15 protein-coding genes are annotated in these 20,799 nt (G+C 58.2%); 11 read left to right on the top strand and 4 right to left on the bottom strand.

Features of this window, described 5'->3' with window-relative positions:
- Positions 1–76: 76 nt before the first annotated feature.
- Complete coding sequence (gene gltB, locus GFS31_RS14675; protein WP_317135035.1) at positions 77–4,741, bottom strand: glutamate synthase large subunit; 4,665 nt, start codon at positions 4,739–4,741, stop codon at positions 77–79.
- Between the two features lie 364 nt (positions 4,742–5,105).
- Here gltB and GFS31_RS14670 point away from each other — a divergent pair, with 364 nt between their 5' ends.
- The 11 genes from GFS31_RS14670 to GFS31_RS14620 all read left to right on the top strand — a co-directional run bounded on the left by GFS31_RS14670 (position 5,106) and on the right by GFS31_RS14620 (position 17,172).
- On the top strand, positions 5,106–6,995 hold the full coding sequence (locus tag GFS31_RS14670) for a phosphodiester glycosidase family protein (RefSeq protein WP_198805549.1): 1,890 nt from the start codon (positions 5,106–5,108) through the stop codon (positions 6,993–6,995).
- Between the two features lie 444 nt (positions 6,996–7,439).
- Positions 7,440–7,871 carry a phosphomannose isomerase type II C-terminal cupin domain gene (locus GFS31_RS14665; protein WP_198805547.1) on the top strand — a complete coding sequence of 144 codons (432 nt, stop codon included), beginning with the start codon at positions 7,440–7,442 and terminating at the stop codon, positions 7,869–7,871.
- A gap of 223 nt (positions 7,872–8,094) precedes the next feature.
- Positions 8,095–8,469 carry a HesB/IscA family protein gene (locus tag GFS31_RS14660; RefSeq protein ID WP_198805545.1) on the top strand — a complete coding sequence of 125 codons (375 nt, stop codon included), beginning with the start codon at positions 8,095–8,097 and terminating at the stop codon, positions 8,467–8,469.
- Positions 8,470–8,622: 153 nt separating this feature from the next.
- Positions 8,623–8,997, top strand: coding sequence for a 30S ribosomal protein S12 (rpsL, locus tag GFS31_RS14655; RefSeq protein WP_198805544.1), 375 nt, complete (start codon positions 8,623–8,625; stop codon positions 8,995–8,997).
- Between the two features lie 185 nt (positions 8,998–9,182).
- Positions 9,183–9,653, top strand: a complete 471-nt coding sequence (gene rpsG, locus GFS31_RS14650; protein WP_198805542.1) for a 30S ribosomal protein S7 — start codon at positions 9,183–9,185, stop codon at positions 9,651–9,653.
- A gap of 145 nt (positions 9,654–9,798) precedes the next feature.
- Positions 9,799–11,874, top strand: a complete 2,076-nt coding sequence (fusA, locus tag GFS31_RS14645) for an elongation factor G (RefSeq protein ID WP_198805540.1) — start codon at positions 9,799–9,801, stop codon at positions 11,872–11,874.
- Between the two features lie 24 nt (positions 11,875–11,898).
- A complete protein-coding gene (gene tuf, locus GFS31_RS14640; protein ID WP_198805538.1) occupies positions 11,899–13,128 on the top strand; it encodes an elongation factor Tu in 1,230 nt (409 codons plus the stop codon).
- A 117-nt stretch (positions 13,129–13,245) separates the two neighbouring features.
- Entirely contained in the window at positions 13,246–13,554 is a 309-nt protein-coding gene (rpsJ, locus tag GFS31_RS14635) for a 30S ribosomal protein S10 (RefSeq protein WP_263974940.1), read from the top strand.
- Between the two features lie 346 nt (positions 13,555–13,900).
- Positions 13,901–14,542: an LON peptidase substrate-binding domain-containing protein gene (locus GFS31_RS14630; RefSeq protein ID WP_198805536.1), complete on the top strand. Its 642-nt coding sequence runs from the start codon at positions 13,901–13,903 to the stop codon at positions 14,540–14,542.
- A 160-nt stretch (positions 14,543–14,702) separates the two neighbouring features.
- Positions 14,703–16,238, top strand: coding sequence for a lipopolysaccharide biosynthesis protein (locus GFS31_RS14625; RefSeq protein ID WP_198805534.1), 1,536 nt, complete (start codon positions 14,703–14,705; stop codon positions 16,236–16,238).
- A gap of 28 nt (positions 16,239–16,266) precedes the next feature.
- Positions 16,267–17,172 carry a glycosyltransferase gene (locus GFS31_RS14620; RefSeq protein WP_198805533.1) on the top strand — a complete coding sequence of 302 codons (906 nt, stop codon included), beginning with the start codon at positions 16,267–16,269 and terminating at the stop codon, positions 17,170–17,172.
- Positions 17,173–17,249: 77 nt separating this feature from the next.
- Here GFS31_RS14620 and pheA read toward each other — a convergent pair whose 3' ends face one another.
- From pheA to GFS31_RS14605, 3 genes are all read right to left on the bottom strand, one after another.
- The gene (gene pheA, locus GFS31_RS14615) at positions 17,250–18,155 is read right to left on the bottom strand and encodes a prephenate dehydratase (protein ID WP_198805531.1); all 906 of its coding nucleotides are present in this window, start codon (positions 18,153–18,155) and stop codon (positions 17,250–17,252) included.
- Between the two features lie 78 nt (positions 18,156–18,233).
- Positions 18,234–20,519, bottom strand: coding sequence for a heavy metal translocating P-type ATPase (locus GFS31_RS14610; protein ID WP_198805530.1), 2,286 nt, complete (start codon positions 20,517–20,519; stop codon positions 18,234–18,236).
- A gap of 48 nt (positions 20,520–20,567) precedes the next feature.
- Positions 20,568–20,762: a heavy-metal-associated domain-containing protein gene (locus GFS31_RS14605; protein ID WP_198805528.1), complete on the bottom strand. Its 195-nt coding sequence runs from the start codon at positions 20,760–20,762 to the stop codon at positions 20,568–20,570.
- Between the last annotated feature and the right edge of the window lie 37 nt (positions 20,763–20,799).

The raw sequence follows: 20,799 nt of genomic DNA, 5'->3' as shown, positions 1-20,799 counted from the left end.
AATAGCCTTACCACGATTCCCTTATTACTCAAAACCCCGGTTTCTTTAAGAAGCCGGGGTTCTTGGTATCAGGACATTAGGACTGCGCTGAACTCAGCACCTTTTCCGATGGATTTGCCTCTGGGCTATCCGCCTCGGAGGGGGGCACCACCTGCCAGAACTTGGGTAGATACTCACTCCAGTTATCCAAAATCCGCTGGGCCTTGGCGCTGCCCGTGTGGGCAACGTGGGCCTCAATCAGGCTCTTCAACTGGGCCTCTCCGGCGGGGGTAATCACTCGCTGCACCTTCACGATTTCCGGGTTCACCAGGGTGGGGAAGTTGCCGTCTTCATCGAGGAAGTAGGCCAAGCCGCCCGTCATCCCGGCACCCACATTGCGACCCACCGGGCCGAGGACGACGACGACACCGCCCGTCATGTATTCGCAGCAGTGGTCGCCTGCCCCTTCGATGACGGCTTGCCCCTTGGAGTTCCGTACCGCAAAGCGTTCCCCAGCCCGACCAAGGGCATAGAGGGTGCCGCCCGTTGCGCCATAGAGGCAGGTGTTGCCGATGATCACGTTCTGGGAGGGATCGTAGGTGATGTCTACGGGGGGTTTCACCACCAGTTCGCCGCCGTTCATGCCTTTGCCCACATAGTCGTTCGACTCGCCGATCAAAGTAAGGGTCATCCCCGGCAGGTTGAACGCGCCAAAGCTTTGGCCAGCGCTGCCCTCAAAGGTGAGGTTCAGTTGCCCCTCAAAGCCAGCATTGCCGTACTTATCGGCAATCACCCCCGCCACCCGTGCGCCCACGGTGCGGTCGGTGTTGATGACTTTATAGGACTTGGCGACGGTGCCCTGGTTGTGGATGGCCTGCTGCACGTCGGCATCGGCCAGGATGGTGTCATCCAGCACGGGGCCGTTACTGTGGACGGCCTCATGGGTGAGCCAGCTCCGGTCTTGGCGCACGTCGGGCAGGTTGATCAGGGTCTCCAGGTGGAGGGACTGGGTTTTGGCAGGTTTCACACCGTCGCGGGGCTTCAGGAGGTCAGAGCGACCGACGATGTCGAGCAGGTTGGCATAGCCCAGCCGTGCCAGCAGGGAGCGCACTTCCTCGGCGATGTAGTAGAAGAAGTTGACGACGTGTTCGGGAATGCCCGTAAACCGCTTGCGGAGTTCCTCCTTCTGGGTGGCGACGCCGACGGGGCAGTTGTTGGTGTGGCACACGCGGGCCATAATGCAGCCCTCGGCAATCATGGCGATGGAGCCAAAGCCGAATTCCTCGGCCCCCATCAGGGCACCCATAACCACATCCCAGCCCGTCTTCAGGCCGCCATCCACGCGCAAGGTCACACGGTCGCGCAGTTGGTTATCCAGCAGCACCTTGTGGACTTCGGTGAGGCCCAGTTCCCAGGGCACCCCGGCGTGCTTGATGGAGCTGAGGGGCGACGCGCCCGTACCGCCATCGTGGCCAGAGACTTGGATGATATCGGCGTTGGCCTTGGCCACCCCCGCCGCAATGGTGCCAATGCCCACCTCAGACACCAGCTTCACGGAAACGCCCGCCTTGGGGTTGATCTGGTGCAGGTCAAAGATGAGCTGGGCTAGGTCTTCGATGGAGTAAATATCGTGGTGGGGCGGCGGCGAAATCAGCGATACTCCCGGCTTGGAGCGGCGCAGCATGGCGATGTAGGGGCTGACCTTCTTACCGGGGAGCTGGCCCCCTTCACCGGGTTTCGCGCCTTGGGCCAGCTTGATTTCAATCTGCTGGGCGTGCATCAGGTATTCCGGCGTTACCCCAAACCGACCGGAGGCTACCTGTTTGATGGCGGAACTGGCGGTGTCGCCGTTCTTCAGGCCGCGCAGGTGGGGGAAGGTAGGAGAGTTGCCCTCGCCATCCACATCCTTCAGCACGTTGAAGCGCACGGGATCTTCGCCGCCCTCGCCGGAGTTGGACTTGCCGCCGATGCGGTTCATGGCGATGGCCAGCACCTCGTGGGCCTCGCGGGACAGCGCCCCCAGGGACATCCCCCCGGTGCAGAACCGCTTCATAATCGACTCCACCGACTCCACCTGATCCAGGGGAATGGGCTGACGGTCGCTCTGGAGATCCAGCAGGTCGCGCAGGGCAGTGAGGGGACGGTTCTCAAGCTGCTCTTTGTAGAGTTCGTAGTGGTCGTACTGGCGATCCGCCACGGCCTTGTGCAGCAGCTTGGTCATGGCCGGGTTGTTCATGTGATACTCGCCGCTGGGCCGAGACTGCACAAAGCCCATGTTTTGCAGGCGCTTGGCGGTTTCGGGGAAGGCCCGCTGGTGGAAGCTCATTGTCTCCTGGGCCAGGTCTGCCAAGGACAAGCCCCCCAGCCGCGAGGTGGTGCCCCGGAAGGCCAGTTCCAGCAGGTCTTCGCCAATGCCAATGGCCTCAAAAATCTGCGCCCCCTGGTAGCTGGTGATCAGGGAAATCCCCATCTTGGAGAGGATTTTCAGCAGACCCGCATCCACCGCCTTCCGGTAGTTGTCTTGGGCACCGTTGAGGGTAGACACAGGCAGCTTGCCGCTTTCCATCAGCTTTTGGGTGCGGCTATCCGACCACCAGTGGCGCACCGATTCCAGCGCCAGGTAAGGACACACGGCACTGGCCCCATAGCCAATCAAACAGGCAAAGTGGTGGGTGCTCCAGCACTGGGCGGTATCGACCACCAGGGAGGTGTGCATCCGTAGACCGTTGCGGATCAGGTGATGGTGCACGGCACCCACGGCCAGCAGGGGCGGAATGTAGGTGGTGTCGGCGCTGAGGGTGATGGGGTTGCCGCTGGCATCGACGCGATCGCTCAGCACCAGAATGGTTTTCCCAGCCTTCACCGCCTGGTCGGCCTGCTCACAGAGGGCATCCACTGCCTTGGCCAGGTCACCAGGGCCAGCGGCCAGGGTGTATAGGGTCGAGAGCGTTGCGGTGTCAAAGCCGGACTGGTGAATTTGGTTGAGTTCCACCTCGTTGATCACCGGGCTTTCCAGCTTCAGCAGACGAGCATATTCGGGCTTTTCATCCAGCAGGTTGCCCCGTGCCCCCAGTTGGGTCGTCAGCGACATTACCAGCCGCTCCCGCAGGGGGTCAATGGCGGGGTTCGTCACCTGGGCAAAGCGCTGTTTGAAGTAGTCGTAGAGCAGGTGAGGCTTGTCGGACAGCACCGCCAGGGGGATGTCGTCGCCCATGCAGTAGGTGGGTTCCTTGCCCTGGGCCGCCATGTCTTGGATGATCATGTCCACATCCTCGACGGTGTAGCCAAAGGCGTTTTGCTGCTTCAGCAGTGCCTCGCCGTCGTAGAGGCTGGCTTCCGCGAACAACTGGGGCGAAATGTCCTTGCGGTTCGCTTTCAGCCAGTCGCCGTAGGGATGACGGTGGGCCACCCGCTGCTTCAGCGTCCAGTTCTTCAAAATTTCGTGGGTATCGAGATCCACAGCGATCATCTGGCCAGGGCCAAGCCGCCCCTTTTCCACAATGTCGCTGGCGGCCACATCCAGCACACCCGCTTCCGAGGACACCATCAGCAGACCGTCCTTCGTCACCACGTAGCGGGCGGGACGCAAACCGTTGCGATCCAGGGTTGCCCCCACCTGATGACCGTCGCTGAAGACCACCAGTGCAGGGCCATCCCAGGGTTCTTGCAGGCCGCTGTAGTACTCGTAGAAATCGGTAATTTCGGGATATTGATCGAGGGCAGGCTGGTTGTTGTAGGCCTCCGGCACTAGGATCATTAGCGCTTCCTGGGGCGTGCGACCCGACCGCACCAGCATCTCCATCACGTTATCGAGGTTGGCGGAGTCGCTGTTGTCGAGGTTAACGATGGGCTTCAGCAAATCCACCCGGTCGCCCCACACCTCGTTGGCGAGATCCGCCTGCCGCGCCATCATCCAGTTGACGTTGCCCACCAGGGTATTGATTTCGCCGTTGTGCCCCAGCAACCGCATGGGGTGCGCCAGGGGCCACTTGGGCATGGTGTTGGTGCTAAAGCGACGGTGATACACCGCAAAGGCGCTAACAAAGGCGGGGTTGGTCAGGTCGCTGTAGAAGCTGGCCAGCACCGAGGAGCGCACCATCCCCTTGTATACAATCGTGCGGCAGGAGAAGGAGCAGACGTAGAAATCTCCTAGAGCGGCCACCTGCTCAGCAGGTAGTGTACCGCCTGTTTTCAGTTGGGCAATGGCATGGAGCACCTGCCGCCGCACGAGGTAGAGCTTGCGCTCCAGGTCTTCCCCAGTGGCCGACTCCGAAGCAACAACCAACTGTTCAATATGGGGCTGGAACTGCTTGGCCAAAGCGCCCAAAACATCGGGATTAACGGGCACCTGCCGCCAGCCTACGAGCGTGAAACCTTCGTCTTTAATGACGCGCTCGAAGGCATCACGAACCAGGGCCGCTGCGGCCTCATGCTGGGGCAAAAAGATCATGCTCACGCCCGTTTGTGCGGGATTGAGGGCCGATTTACCAGACGCCGCTGCCCAATCCTGCAAAATTGCCCAGGGAATGGCCGTCATCACCCCAGCGCCATCGCCGGAATCTTGATCCGCACAACAGCCGCCTCGGTGTTCCATGCAGTCCAACGCCGCCAAGGCTCTGGAAACGAGGTCGTGGCTGGCGCGATTCTGCTGATCGGCCAAAAAGCCAACGCCGCAAGCATCCCGCTCTTCTACGATGGACTTTGGCCCCCAGTTGGGCCAAGGAGCAGAGGATTGAGGCAGCGAGGGATGCGAGTGGTTCACAGGTGTATGTCCCATGGGATAGCAGGTTAACAAGCGAGGGGTTAAGGCTGAAGCAAGCGGTCAAAGAATGAGCCAATCCATCAAAGAATTGGCTAAATCATGGTCGAAACCTTGGACAATTTAAGAAGCCTCACAAGGCCGAGGCGGTGATGTCATAGAGGCAAGGCAGGATCCGTATGATAAACCATCCAGCCCCGGCACCTAAACCGCTGTAACACCGTCCTGTTGAGTTAGGAGAAGTGGAGCCGAACAGATCACACCACTCTGCCTGTAACTTACATAGTTTACAGACTTTATCAGTAGTTTACAGACCTTAGCATCTCCTTGGGTCAAGGTTCGATAATGGATTGACCCGCCCCGCCCGATGCCTACCCCTTCCAGCCTTCATCCTATCTTCCAAGAAAGTCGGTTTTCCATGACGCTACTGCCCCGCATCGGCCTCCACGGGCCTCTGTTGACGAGTCTATTCCTTGGCTTGACCGCTCCGGCCATCTTCCACGGTGCGGCTACGGCTGCTGCCCCAGCTTTGGGTGCCGATGCCATGCCCTCCGAAGCGGAGGTGGACTGGGAAATGCCAGCCGCCACGCTAGCCCAGGTTCCGGATTCCTTGGCCCAGGCAGGTGTGGCCACGGGAAATCGGGTCAGCGTCAATGGTATCGGCGTTGCTGTGCCTTGGATGCAGCGGCAGAACCAGATTGGCCTCGCGGACTATGGCCTGACGGATCACTTGGGTATCACGCTGCTGAACAGCAACGACGCCCAGCGCCAGCCCGTGCAGTGGTTCTCCAGTGCCCAAACACCGACCTTCCTGAGTGCCTGGGTGCAGGGAGGCTACCGCTACCTCGACCTCGTGCCGCTGCAAACTAACCATGGCTGGTCGGCCACGGTGCAAGGGCAAACCCTGAACGTGACGGTACCCACCACCCAAATCACCGCCCTGCGATCCGGCAATCAGCCCTGGGGCCAGCGCTGGGTGATTGATGTCTCTGGGCCAACCGTGGCGCAAATTACTGAAACCGCCGGAGCGGCCACCGTCACCCTAGCGGCCACCGCCACCGCCGCCGTGGCCCAATCCGTTGCGCGTCCGCCCAGTGGCCAGACCCCAGCGCAAATTACCCCAGCGGGGCAATCCACCCAAATCACCCTGCCCATCCCCAATGCCAACGCCCGCCCGGTGTTGTTTACCCTCACCAATCCCCATCGGGTGGTAGTAGATATTCGCACCGACCACCTCCGACCCGTGGATATTCTCTGGGCACCGGGTCTGCGCTGGCGGCAACAGTACTTTATGGCAGGCAACAAAGCCCTGCCTGTCTACTGGCTCCAGCTCAGCCATCGGGAGGCCCAAACTGCCCTGCGCCCGATTTGGACAGATCCCACCACTGCGACGGGAACCGCTCCCCTGCAAACCATGGCCCAGCGCTGGCAGGCGGCAGCCGCCATCAACGCCGGATTTTTTAACCGCAACAATCAGTACCCCCTGGGGGCCGTCCGCTACAACAACGACTGGATCTCTGGCCCCATCCTCGGTCGTGGGGTGGTGGGCTGGGGCAATGGCCAGGTGCAGATGGATCGCCTCGCCCTGCGGCAAACCCTGCGGACGGGCAACGGCCAAACCTTCCCCATCCAGGCCGTCAACAGCGGCTACGTGCAAGCGGGCATGGGCCTCTACACCCCCGCCTGGGGCAGCACCTATCGCCCGATTACCGAGGCAGAACGGATTGTGACGGTGCGGAATCAGCAGGTCGTGGGTCAACAATCGGTGACAGGTGATGGGAGCGTCCCCATTCCCCCAGACGGCTATATTCTTGCCCTCCGCGCCTACGATACCCCTGCCCCCGTGCTAGTTTCTGGTACCGCCGTCACTATTCAATCTGACTTCCTCCCCGCCAGCCTCGCGCCCTTCCCCCACATCGTCGGCGGTGGCCCATTGTTGATCCGCAACCGTGGCATTGTTCTAGATGCTGCCTTAGAGCAATTCGGCAGCGCCTTTGCCAGCCAAGCCGCCCCCCGCAGCGCCATCGGCTACACCGCCAATGGAGACATCCTGCTTGTCGCCATCCACAACAGCCCCACGGGCGCTGGCCCCACCCTGGCGGAAACGGCTCAAGTCATGGCCCAACTGGGTAGTATCGATGCCCTCAATCTGGATGGGGGCAGTTCCGCCAGTCTCTACCTAGGCGGACGCTTGATTAACCGCCATCCGCGCACCGCCGCCCGCGTGAACAACGGCATTGGCCTATTTCTGCCCTGATGAAAACTCAACGGCCTGCAACGCGGTCAGCCCTTCCTATGGCGTCATGCTCAAGGGATGCCCCACCCCTGCCGATTGCTTTAACCAGTTGAAGAGTCAGTATAGTTTCGGGGCTTCTCTGGTTTGTCCCCTTGCGTCCCGAAACTGGCTTGCTAAACTAGGCTGCAAGTATGGGGGATTTCCCTGATGGCTAGTGGCCCATCTCTATGGGTTGGCCACAGCCTCGTAAGGCTCCTTCCGTAGTGCTGACGATCGCTTCCGCCGCCTGTCGTGCAACTACCGCTGTAGCCAGCCGCTTATTTCAGTGAATATGCGGAGTTCGTATTCTATCAACATGGGAACCTTATCTTAAGGCCCCATCCAGGCTAAGCCTACCGCTGTAAGCCCACCGCCGTAGCCCTATTGAAACCGTTACCTCATTCATCGCTAGGAGACCCTACCATCATGCCTAAGCTAGAACAATCCACCGCGTCAGCCACCCTCACCAACGGCAATGGCCAGGGAAAAGAGAAAGAGGTTGCCGAAACTGGTATGCGTCCCTGGGGTTCCTATACCGTGCTAGAGGAGGGGAGGGGCTACAAAATTAAGCGCATTGAAGTGAAACCCGGTCATCGCCTCAGCTTGCAGCTCCACCACCACCGCAGCGAACACTGGATTGTGGTGTCTGGCACCGCCAAAGTGACCTGTGCCGACAAGGAAATCCTCCTGTCTACGAACCAATCCACCTACGTGCCTCCCTGCACCCAGCACCGTCTCGAAAACGTCGGCGTCCTTCCCCTAGTGCTGATTGAAGTGCAAAACGGCGAATATCTGGGCGAAGATGACATCGTCCGCTTCCAAGATGACTATGCCCGCACGGGCGACAAGGCCAAGTAGGCGGTTGATAGAATCCCGCTTCGCAGAGATCCCCTGGGGGGCTCCTCGCCTCAGAACATCATGCCGACAGAGTGAATATCTGTCGGCATTTTTGGCATGATCAAGCGAGATAGGCTGCACGACTGCTGCACCGCTCAGGGCTCGCCCGTGGATGCCCGAGGCCGACGTGATAGGCTGAGAGTCGGCCCGGTTTAGGCCATCTAATCCTAGTTTGCCCGTCACCATGATTCACCTGCGCCCCGCCGCTGCCCAAGAAATTCAGCGCCTTTTGCAGTCGTCTTCCCATCATCACGGCCTGAGAATTCATCTCCAGCCCAGCGACTGTGCCGAGTGGAGCTACGACCTCAGCCCAGCCCAGGGGGTGAATCCTGACGACACGACCTTTCAAGTCGGCGCTCTCCAAATCGTCATGGCTGAATCGATGAGGCCACTCCTTAACGACCTCACCATTGACTACGCTGAGGATTTGATGGGGGGGGGCTTTCGCTTCATTAACCCCCAAGCCCGCCAAACCTGCGGCTGCGGCAACGCGTTTTCTGTGACCACCACCGCTGCAACGGTCGAAGACTGTCATGCCGTGGCTGAGACGGCTCACTAGGCGGATCCTAGGCGGATGGGTGTCCGCCAATGTAGGGGCATTGTCAACGGAGATAAACCCAAATTGACGAAAGCGTCTCCACAATGATACGCTAGACCCTTGTGAAAACTTTTGAATCACTAGCCATACTGTAGCGTCTAGAGCACCTGATCTATGCCCACGATTCAGCAACTCATCCGGAGTGAGCGTCAGAAAACCGAGAAAAAGACGAAGTCTCCTGCCCTAAAAAGCTGCCCCCAGCGTCGTGGGGTATGTACCCGTGTCTACACCACCACCCCCAAAAAGCCCAACTCTGCTCTCCGTAAAGTTGCGCGGGTGCGTCTTACCTCTGGTTTTGAAGTCACTGCTTACATCCCTGGTATTGGACACAACCTGCAAGAGCACTCCGTCGTGATGATCCGGGGCGGTCGGGTTAAGGATTTGCCTGGTGTCCGCTATCACATCATTCGCGGCACCCTAGACACCGCTGGCGTGAAGGATCGTCGTCAAGGACGCTCCAAGTACGGCGCGAAGCGTCCCAAGTCCTAGACTCAAGGTGCTGGCTTTCGGCGATGGTGTGGCTAGTTGCAGCGGTACATCGTGTCTGGAAAGCAAATATTGGTCTTCGACAGCGGGTTCGCTGCTCCCATTTTTCGGGGAGTGCCCTGCTTGCTACGGTGGCCTCCCCCTCATTTCTTTGATCATTACGTTCTACAGACCTCGGAAGATAAGTTATGTCCCGTCGTACCGTTGTTCAAAAGCGTCCCATCCCTCCCGATTCCGTTTACAACAGTCGCCTCATTACCATGATGAGCCGTCGGCTGATGACTAGCGGCAAGCGCTCTCTGGCCGATCGCATTGTCTACGATGCCTTCAACATCATCAAAGAACGCAGCGGTGGCGATCCCCTCGAAGTATTCGAGCGGGCTGTTCGCAACACCACACCCCTCGTGGAAGTGAAGGCTCGTCGGGTCGGTGGTGCCACCTATCAGGTGCCTATGGAAGTGCGCCCTGAGCGGGGTGTGGCCCTGTCCCTGCGCTGGTTGACCCAGTTTTCTCGCCAGCGTTCCGGTAAGTCCATGGCCATCAAGCTGGCCAACGAACTGATGGATGCCGCCAACGAAACGGGCGGTGCTGTGCGTAAGCGGGAAGAAACCCACCGCATGGCCGAAGCGAACAAGGCCTTTGCCCACTATCGCTACTAGATTGTTGACGATGCCCCATTGCTGGGAAGTTTGGGTAAAGCCTAAGACCAGCAATGGGTCTCACTTCATGAAGCATTGGGTCTATTTTGATAGGCCGAAAACAGTTCGGTTAATGGACTAGCTCCATTGGGATCAGGAGGTAGCTGTGGCACGGACAACGCCCCTAGAGCGGGTTAGAAATATCGGGATTGCCGCTCACATTGACGCGGGTAAGACCACCACAACGGAACGCATTCTCTACTACTCTGGGATCGTTCATAAAATTGGTGAAGTCCACGAAGGCACCGCCGTCACTGACTGGATGGAGCAGGAGCGGGAGCGCGGCATCACCATTACCGCTGCGGCCATCACCACCAGTTGGCGGGATCACCAAATCAATATCATTGACACCCCTGGCCACGTCGATTTCACCATCGAAGTTGAGCGCTCCATGCGGGTGCTGGACGGCGTTATCGCTGTTTTCTGCTCGGTTGGCGGGGTGCAACCTCAATCTGAAACCGTTTGGCGACAAGCCAATCGGTACAATGTGCCGCGCATTGCCTTCGTCAACAAAATGGATCGGACGGGGGCCAACTTCTTCAGGGTTTATCAGCAGCTTCGTGACCGTCTGGGGGCCAATGCCGTTCCGGTGCAAATTCCCATTGGCGCGGAAGGCAACTTTCAGGGCGTCATCGATCTCGTGGCTATGCGAGCTCTGATCTACCACGACGATCTGGGAAAGAACGTCGAAGAGACGGAGATTCCTGCCGAGGTTCAAGATCTAGCGGAAGAGTACCGCACCAAACTATTAGAGGCCGTGGCCGAAACCAGCGATGACCTCATGGAGAAGTACCTGGAAGGGGAAGACCTCACAACGGCGGAAATCATCGCCGCCCTGCGCCAGGGCACTACTAATCAGGGGATGGTACCTGTCCTCTGTGGTTCTGCCTTCAAAAACCGAGGCATTCAACGGCTTTTGGATGCCGTGGTAGATTACCTGCCTGCTCCCATCGATGTCCCTGCGATCCAGGGTCTATTGCCCGATGGCAGCACTGCCGAGCGCCATGCCAAGGATGAGGATCCCCTAGCGGCATTGGCCTTCAAAATTATGGCTGATCCCTACGGTCGCCTCACCTTTGTGCGGGTCTACTCCGGGGTTTTGAAAAAAGGCAGCTACATCTACAACGCCACTAAGGACAAAAAGGAGCGCATATCACGACTTATCGTGCTTAAAGCCGATGATCGGATTGAAGTAGATGAGCTACGGGCTGGAGATTTGGGAGCCGCCATTGGCCTCAAGGAAACTTTTACGGGCGACACCATCTGCGAACCAGAACATCCCATTATCCTAGAATCTTTGTTTGTACCGGAACCCGTCATTTCAGTGGCGGTAGAACCCAAGACTAAACAGGACATGGATAAGCTGGCTAAGGCGCTGCAATCTCTGTCGGAGGAAGATCCCACCTTCCGAGTCAGCACCGATCCGGAAACTAACCAAACCGTGATTGCGGGCATGGGAGAACTGCACCTAGATATTCTCGTAGACCGCATGCTGCGGGAATTTAAGGTGGAAGCCAACATCGGCGCACCCCAGGTCGCCTACCGTGAAACCATCCGCCAGCCCACTAAAGCCGAGGGCCGCTTCATCCGCCAAAGCGGCGGAAAAGGGCAGTATGGCCACGTGGTGGTGGAAGTCGAGCCTGCGGAAGAGGGCAGCGGTTTTGAGTTTGTGTCTAAAATTGTAGGGGGGACAATTCCAAAAGAATACATCCCTTCTGCCGAACAAGGCATGAAAGAAGCCTGCGAATCTGGTATCCTAGCTGGGTATCCTGTGATCGATTTAAAGGTTACACTAACCGATGGGTCTTACCATGAGGTAGATTCTTCGGAAATGGCCTTTAAGATCGCCGGGTCAATGGCGATGAAAGAAGCCGTCATGAAGGCGTCTCCCGTCCTTCTTGAGCCCATTATGAAGGTCGAGGTTGAAGTTCCGGAAGACTTTCTGGGTGATGTCATGGGAGACTTGAACTCCCGACGTGGTCACATCGAGGGTATGGGGTCTGAGGCTAGTATTGCAAAGGTTACTGCCGAAGTTCCCTTAGCTGAGATGTTTGGTTATGCTACCGACATCCGCTCAAAAACGCAGGGTCGGGGCATTTTTTCGATGGAATTTAGCCATTATGGCGAGGTTCCTCGGAATGTGGCTGAAGCCATTATCTCGAAAAACAGTGGGAACGCTTAGAAAAAGAAAGGACACGTAACGTAAATGGCACGCGAAAAGTTTGAACGGACTAAACCGCACGTTAACATTGGCACCATCGGCCACGTTGACCATGGCAAAACCACCCTCACGGCGGCAATCACCATGGCTCTAGCGGCGGCTGGTTCTGCTAAAGCTCGCAAGTACGATGAGATTGATGCCGCCCCCGAGGAAAAAGCTCGTGGGATTACCATCAACACCGCCCACGTGGAGTATGAAACGGCAACCCGTCACTATGCCCACGTAGATTGCCCCGGTCACGCTGACTACGTGAAGAACATGATCACCGGTGCGGCCCAGATGGACGGTGCTATCCTGGTGTGCTCTGCGGCTGATGGCCCCATGCCCCAAACCCGGGAGCACATCCTCCTAGCCCGTCAGGTGGGTGTACCTAGCCTGGTGGTGTTCCTCAACAAGCAGGACATGGTGGACGATGAAGAACTGCTGGAACTGGTAGAGCTGGAAGTGCGCGAACTGCTCAGCTCCTATGAGTTCCCTGGCGATGATCTGCCCATCACCTCTGGCTCTGCGCTGCAAGCGGTGGAAGCTCTGACCGCGAACCCCAGCATCAAGCGCGGTGAAGACAAGTGGGTGGACAAAATCCTGGCCCTGATGGACTCCGTAGACGAGTACATCCCCACCCCCGAGCGCGATGTCGATAAGCCCTTCCTGATGGCGGTTGAAGACGTCTTCTCCATCACCGGTCGGGGTACCGTGGCAACCGGACGGATCGAGCGCGGGGTGGTCAAGGTTGGCGATGTGGTTGAACTGGTGGGTATCCGCGACACTCGCAACACGACGGTCACGGGGATCGAAATGTTCAAGAAGAGCCTCGACCAAGGCCAAGCCGGTGATAACGCTGGCCTGCTGCTGCGGGGTATCCAGAAGGAAGATGTGGAGCGGGGCATGGTGCTAGCCAAGCCCGGCAGCATTACTCCCCACACCGAGTTCGAGGGAGAAGTCTACATCTTGGCTGAAAAAGAAGGCGGACGTAAGACTCCCTTCTTCCCTGGCTACAAGCCCCAGTTCTACGTGCGTACAACCGACGTAACTGGCAGCATCAAAGCGTTTACCTCCGATGACGGTGGTGCCGCTGAAATGGTGATGCCCGGTGATCGCATCAAGATGACCGTAGAGCTGATCAACCCCGTTGCTATTGAGCCCAACATGCGCTTTGCTATTCGCGAAGGTGGCCGCACCGTGGGCGCTGGTGTTGTGTCCAAAATCATCAAGTAGGCCCTAGGGCTCTACCGTTGAAAGGCAAGGGCAGGTATATCTCCCTGTCCTTGCTTTTTCTGATTTCTCTTTTTGTTGAACCTTGACAATTTAATTGGAGTTAGCCCTATGGCCACTATTCAACAGCAGAAAATTCGCATTCGCCTAAAAGCCTTTGACCGCAGATTGCTCGATACCTCCTGCGAAAAAATTGTAGACACCGCCAACCGCACTAACGCTACGGCTGTTGGCCCTATTCCCCTTCCGACAAAGCGTCGTATTTACTGCGTGCTTCGTTCGCCCCACGTGGATAAAGATTCTCGCGAGCATTTTGAAAGCCGCACCCACCGCCGCATCATCGATATTTACCAGCCTTCTTCTAAAACCATTGACGCGCTGATGAAGCTGGATTTGCCCGCCGGAGTTGATATTGAAGTGAAGCTGTAGATCCTGCCTCTGCTTCTCAAGCCTAGAAACTGGGCGGCAAGGACACATTGAAGCCCAGTTCTAGCTATCAGAATCTCATGTATGAATCATCCCTTGGTTTTCCTAGAAGCCTGTTTCTGGGGGCAAAGGGTGTCGCCTATCCATGAACTTCTCCTCAGTCAACTTGATTTTATGGCCTAGTCATGGGCACTGACCGGGGCTTGGAAAACGCTCTCCCTCGAGGAGTCGCATTCCCTTGGGAAGTTAAGCTAAAATGTGGGAAATGTATATTACGAAGTGTTGCGATGCGGTGGCGCTGCATCGGGCGACGCTAAGTAGGGAGGCATTGTGATCCATAGGGGCGTTCATGGCATTCTCTGAATCAATTTCAGTTCGAGAGCTACCACTATTTCCGCTACCAGAACTAGTGCTGTTTCCAGGACGGCATCTGCCCCTGCATATTTTTGAGTTTCGCTATCGGATCATGATGAATACGCTGCTCCAGGGGGATCGGCGGTTCGGTGTACTGATGCTGGATCCAACTACTGGGGAGCCTGCCCAGGTGGGTTGCTGCGCCGAGATTTTGCATTACCAGCGCCTACCCGATGATCGCATGAAAATCTTGACGATTGGGCAGCAGCGCTTCCGTGTGTTGAACTATGTTCGAGAAAAGCCCTACCGGGTTGGGCTTGTAGAATGGCTTGAGGATAAGCCAACCGATCAGAATTTGGCTCCCTTGGCTTCAGAAGTAGATCGCCTGCTCCGGGACGTTGTACGTCTGTCGGCGAAGTTAACCAGCCAAGACCTTGAGATTCCTGACAACATTCCAACCCTGCCCCGCGAACTCTCCTATTGGGTAGCGAGCAACCTCTACGGGGTGGCTTTAGAGCAGCAGTCTTTGCTGGAAATGGATGACACAGAGGCTCGACTAGAACGAGAAGCCGAGATTTTGACCTCCACGCGCAATCACCTGGCGGCTCGTACGGCCCTAAAAGAAGTCTTGGAGTGATAGTCACGGGTCGGGGGCTGTGCTCCGTCGTCCCTGTTCGGAACGTGGCATGATGAACAGGTGTTTGTGACCCGCAACCTTAGGGCGTCGCTCTTGGGCCTACTTCCCCCGATAGCAGGGGATGGGTTTTAGCGTTGCTAACCGGAGGATTTTGCCGTTGATGCCCCCTGAGCCCCCCCAAGATTCTGAGCGTCAAGCTTCTGATCCTAACCAAGCGTTTTTTCGGACGGATCACCTGACGGAGGAATTGCGGACGCGCACGGTTCGCAGCAGTGCCGTCACCATTTCTGCCCAGGGGTTGAAGTTTGTCATCACCATGGGGTCTACGGTCATTTTGGCCCGTCTGCTGTCTCCCGATGACTACGGCCTAATTGGCATGGTGACGGTGGTGACGGGGTTTGTTCAGCTTTTCAAAGATTTAGGGTTAGCCGAGGCCACGATCCAGCAGGAGGAGATTACCCATCGCCAGGTGAGTACCCTGTTTTGGATCAATGTGGGGTTTAGCTTGGGCATTGCCCTTGTGGTGGCGCTGCTGGCTCCGGTGGTCGCCTGGTTTTACCGAGAGCCCCGCCTGATTTCGATTACCTTAGTCCTAGCGACAACCTTTATCTTTAGCGGGTTAGCGGTACAGCACCAAGCCCTGCTGCGGCGGCAAATGGCCTTTGCGGTACTGGCCAAAATCGAAATCGCGGCCTTGCTGGTGGGGGTACTGATTGCCCAGGGGACGGCTTTCTATGGGGCGGGCTATTGGGCGCTGGTTTATATGCAGTTGGCCAGTGCCCTAGTCTATGTACTGGGGGCTTGGCTAGCCTGCCGCTGGAAACCCGGTGTCCCTCGCTGGACGCCAGACCTATGGCCGATGCTGAGTTTTGGCGGCAACCTCACCGGGTTTCGTGGCTTGAACTATTTTTCCCGCAATTTTGACAATGTCCTGATTGGTCGGGTGTGGGGAGCAGGGGAGTTGGGCCTCTACAGCAAGGCATACCAACTGCTGCTGTTGCCCATCAACCAGATTAACGGCCCGGTGTATAGCGTGGTGCTGTCAACCCTGAGTCGGTTGCAGCAGGATCCAGAACGCTACCGCCGGGTTTACTTTAAGGCGGTGTTGGGCATCACCACCCTAGGGATGCCCCTAGTGGCCTTTCTGTTTGCCACGGCAGAACAGGTGATTGAGCTCTTGCTAGGGCAAACCTGGATGGGGGTGGTGCCCATTTTCCAGTTCCTCATGCCTGCGGCCTTTGTGGCCACCTTTACCATTTCCATGGGTTGGGTCTACCAATCCCTAGGGCGAGTGGATCGTCAGTTTCGCTGGGGTATTTTTTCCTCTGGCATCAACGTCATCACTTTTCTGGTGAGTGTGCGCTGGGGGGCGGTGGGGGTGGCTGCGGCCTACGGTGTCCTCCAGCCGATTTTGCTGGCGATTGAGGTGGTCTACTGTTATCGAGGCACCCACCTCAGCCCGGTGGAATTGCTGCAAACTTTGGCGAAACCGGGTTTTGCCGCCTTGGGCGCGGCGGCTCTGCTGGTCGGTTTCAACCGTTCGGTTGCGCTACCCCTTCCCCCCTGGCTGAATTTAGGGCTAGAGGCTCTGCTCTACGGTGGCCTATATTTGGCCCTGTGGCTGACGATTCCGGGCGGGAGAAAAACCCTGGTGGAGCTCCTCCAAGTCACCCAAGACCTTAAACGCAAGCCCTAATAAATCCTGCCCTCTGCAACGAAGCACCATGGTGAACGAGACCCATCCGTTGATTTCCGTCATCATTCCTGTGTTTAACGACGCGGATTGTCTGAAGCCTTGCCTGCAAGCGCTGGCGCAACAGACCTATCCCCAGGATCGCTACGAGGTGATTGTGGTGGACAACAGCCCCACGCCGGATCCCAACCTGCCCCCATTGGCGGCACAATTTCCGTGGGTTGTGCTGGCCCATGAGCCGCAGCGGGGTTCCTATGCGGCGCGTAACCATGGTCTAGGGTTGGCGAAGGGCTCGATTATCGCCTTTACCGATGCCGATTGTCTCCCAGCGGCTACCTGGCTAGAGCGAGGGGCAGACTGGCTTCGTCGCCATCCCGACTGCGGCTTTGTGGCCGGACAGATTCGCTTTTTCTTCCAAAATCCTGACGCCCCCACGGCAGCTGAACTCTACGACAGTCGCCATTTTCTCCAGCAAAAAACCTACGCCGAGGAATACCACTTTGGGGCCACCGCCAACCTGTTCACCTTCAAATCCCGGTTTGAGGCCGTTGGGTTGTTCAACAGCCGCCTCTATTCTGGCGGAGATCGGGAGTGGGGAGAACGGGTGTTTGCCGCTGGCTATCCCTCGCTCTACGCTGATGATGTGGTGATTGATCATCCCGCCCGCCATAGCTTTGGCGAGTTGCGCCGTAAGGTTCTGCGCGTCACCGTCGGCGATCACGAGTTGAGCCAGACCAACGATCAAGCCCTGACGGCCTTTTTGGCGGGGGTGCTGCCAGAGTTCAAGCCCTCCCTGCGCTATGCCGTCGCTTGTATGAAAGACCCGACCATCCCCGGCTGGCGACGTAAGTTGGATTGCTATGTCACGTATCTTGCCCTGCGCTACCTCAAGGCGGGTAAGCGTCTTCAGCTTTACTTCAGCCACCGTTGGTCGTAATTTTTCAGCGCCAAACTTTGGCAAGATGCCTAGCGCATCAGTGGATCTCCATCAAGACACTCCATCAAAGCACTCTATCAAGGTGCTGACAGCGTGCGGCGATGTTTGGCCTTGGCTTCAGAGAGGCTGCTGTTCACCATCACCAGGTCGTAGCTGCCAAAATCCATCAGTTGCTCCGTGCATTGGGCAAGTTCTTGAATAGCTTGGAGCGTTTTGTCTTGGTGACAGTCGGCTTCTAGATCAGCGAAAAAGAGGTAGTCGCCCAACGCCCGTTTGGCCGGACGGGACTCGATGCGGCTGAGGTTGATGGCATGGTGAGAAAAAACTTGCAGGGGCTTCAGCAAAGCCCCTGGAGCATTGACGGGTAGGGTGAAGGCCAGGGAAGTATAGGTGCCGCTGGCGGGGGCAACGATGCTATCCGGTGGGCCGAGCACCCAGAACTTGGTGCAGTTGTCGGCGAGATCGTTGATGTCGTGGGCGAGGATGGGCAGGTCGTAGAGTTCGGCGGCCCATTCCGAGGCGATGGCGGCGATGATGGGATTATCAGCTAAATGCTGAAGGGCTTCGGTGGTGGAACTGGTGGGGACGAGGGTGGCCTGGGGCACCTGTTGTTCTAGCCAGTTTTGGCACTGAGACAGGGCTTGGGGGTGGGAATAGACGGTCTGAATGTGGTCTAAGCCAGAGGCGTAGGACAGAAAGCCGTGGCGGATGGGCATCACCAAAGCACGGTGAACCCGCAGCATCTCTAGCCGCCAAAGGGTATCGAGGGTGGTGGTGACGCCGCCTTCAATGGAGTTTTCTACCGGAACAATGGTGAGCGTGGTTTCCCCGGTGGCCGTGGCCTGCATAGCTTTGGGGATGCTGGGAAAGGCCCGCAACGTCACCGATTCCTGGCGCTGCTGTTCGAGTTCGAGGCTGTAGGCCAGGGCGGCAAGCTGAGAGTAGGTGCCTTCGGGGCCGAGGTAGGCAAGGGTGAGCGTCATAGGCGGCAAAAAGGGGTGGGGCAGGGCGAGGGGATCTCGCCCCTACAGGGGGCTGGGTGGGCCATTGGGATTATCGCATTAGGAGAGGCGGGGTTTGAATTTCCGCAAACGCAGGGCGTTGCTGACCACGGATACCGAGCTAAAGGCCATGGCCACCCCGGCAATGATCGGGTTCAGCAGCCAGCCCACCAGGGGATAGAGCACCCCCGCTGCAATGGGAATGCCCAGCACGTTGTAGATGAAGGCGAAGAACAGGTTTTGGCGAATGTTCCGCAGGGTGGCCCGCGAAAGCTGAATGGCGGTGACGATGCCGTGGAGGTCGCCGGAGATCAGGGTGATGTCGCTGGCAGCAATGGCCACATCGGTTCCGGTGCCGATGGCCATGCCCACATCGGCCTGGGCCAGGGCGGGGGCGTCGTTGATGCCGTCGCCCACCATGGCCACGATTTTCTGTTCCCGCTGCAAGTCCTGGATCACCGAGGCTTTTTGGTCAGGACGTACCTCGGCGATGACGCGGGTAATCCCGACCTCCTGGGCGATGGCTTCGGCGGTGCGGCGGTTGTCTCCGGTCAGCATCACTACTTCCAAACCCATCCGCTGCAACAGGCTGATGGCGTGGACGGAGGAGGGCTTCACCGCATCGGCGATGGCCAAGATTGCCTCCACCTGGCCATCCACCGCCAGCCAAACCACCGTGCGCCCCTGGGATTCCAGCCGTTCCCAATCCTCCTGAAGCGCCTCCGTGGCGATGCCCAATTCCCGCAGCCAGCGATGGGTGCCGATCTGTACCCAATGGCCCTCCACCGAACCCTGGACACCGCTTCCGGCCATGGCTTCAAAGTCTTGGGCCTCGGTCAGCCGGACTTGCTGGGATTCGGCATAGGCTACCACTGCTTCAGCTAGGGGATGTTCGGAAGACTGCTCTACGGACGCCGCCAGCCGCAGTAGCGCTAGTTCGTTGCCGTTAGCCGTACCGCGTACCGTCACATAATCCGTCACCGTGGGTTTGCCCTGGGTGATGGTTCCGGTTTTATCCAGCACGATGGTCTGAATGCGGTGGGCTAACTCCAAACTGTCGGCCCCTTTGATCAAAATGCCGTGTTCCGCCCCCTTGCCCGTGCCCACCATAATCGAGGTCGGCGTGGCCAAACCCAAAGCACAGGGGCAGGCGATAATCAGTACGCCCACGGTGGTGGTCAGCGCCATGGTGAGATCGCCCGTGGCCAGCAGCCACACCGCCAGGGTCAGCCCCGCAATGGCCATCACCACAGGCACAAACCAGGCCGTCACCCGGTCGGCCACCCGCTGAATGGGAGCCTTCGACCCCTGGGCCTGTTGTACCAGGGTGACAATCTGCGCCAGGAAGGTATCCTTGCCGACACGGGTGGCCCGAAACTTGAAGCTACCCGTCTTGTTGAGGGTGGCCCCAATCACCTCATCGCCCACGCCCTTTTGCACCGGGACGCTTTCCCCCGTCACCATCGACTCATCCAGGGTGGAACTGCCCTCCAAAATTTCGCCATCCACGGGAATTTTTTCCCCCGGACGCACCACCACCACATCCCCCAGCATCACCTCGGTAATGGGGATATCCAGCGTTTGGCCCCCGCGCACCACCCGCGCCGTCTTCGGTTGCAGGCCAATCAGGTTGCGAATCGCCTCGGAGGTCTGGCCCTTGGCCCGATTTTCCAGCAGATTCCCCAGCAAAATCATGGCGATGATCACCGCCGCCACCTCAAAGTAGACCTCCACCATGTCGCCGTGGCCGTGGAATTGCTGAGGGAACAGCATTACCACCACCGAGTAGAGGTAGGCGGCTCCGGTGCCCACGGCCACCAGGGTATCCATTGTGGCGGTACGACGCTTCAGGGCTTTCCAGGCGTTGATAAAAAACGCCTGCCCCGCCCACACCATCACCGGAGTGGTTAGCACAAACTGAAACCAAGGCGCATGGAGCCACGCCGGAATGAAGGGCATGGGAATTCCCGTCATCATCGGCAGGGAACCGACGATTAAAATCGCCCCGATCACCAGGCTAAATACCGCCTTCCGCATCAGGTGCCGTCGCTCGGTGTCCCGCTCCCGACGGTCGGCCTCGTCGTCAAAATCCAGCACGTTGTCGTTGAGGGGTTGGGCACCATAGCCCGCTGCTTCCACCGCCGCCTGAATATCGGCAACGCTGACGGCTTGGGCATTGTAGGTGACAGAGGCTTGCTCCGCCCCAAAGTTCACGTTGCAGGCTTCCACCCCCGGCACCGCCAAAATCGCACCTTCCACATTGCCCGCACAGGCGGCACAACTCATGCCCCGCAACTTGAAGGTTTGGGTGGTGGATTGGGCGACTTGGGCCGATTGGGTGAGCATGGCGGCTCTCCTAAAACAAGGTTACAAATAGGGACAGGGCTGATATGACTAGGCGACGGTATAGCCAGCCGCCACGATGGCCTCTTTAATCGCAGCTTCCGAGGCGCTGGTGGTCACAGAGACATCCTTCGTTTTGGGATCTGCCGCCACTTCGGCCCCATCATCCACCGCCTTCACCGCCTTGGTCACAGCCTCCACACAGGCGGAACAGGCCAAGTTAGGAACTTTGAAATCCAACGTCATCGCTACACCTCAAGACTAAAACTAGGGGCATGACTGA

This window comes from Leptolyngbya sp. BL0902 (genome assembly GCF_016403105.1).
Lineage (GTDB): Bacteria > Cyanobacteriota > Cyanobacteriia > Phormidesmidales > Phormidesmidaceae > Nodosilinea.
This window is presented reverse-complemented; position numbering and strand designations above follow the sequence as displayed.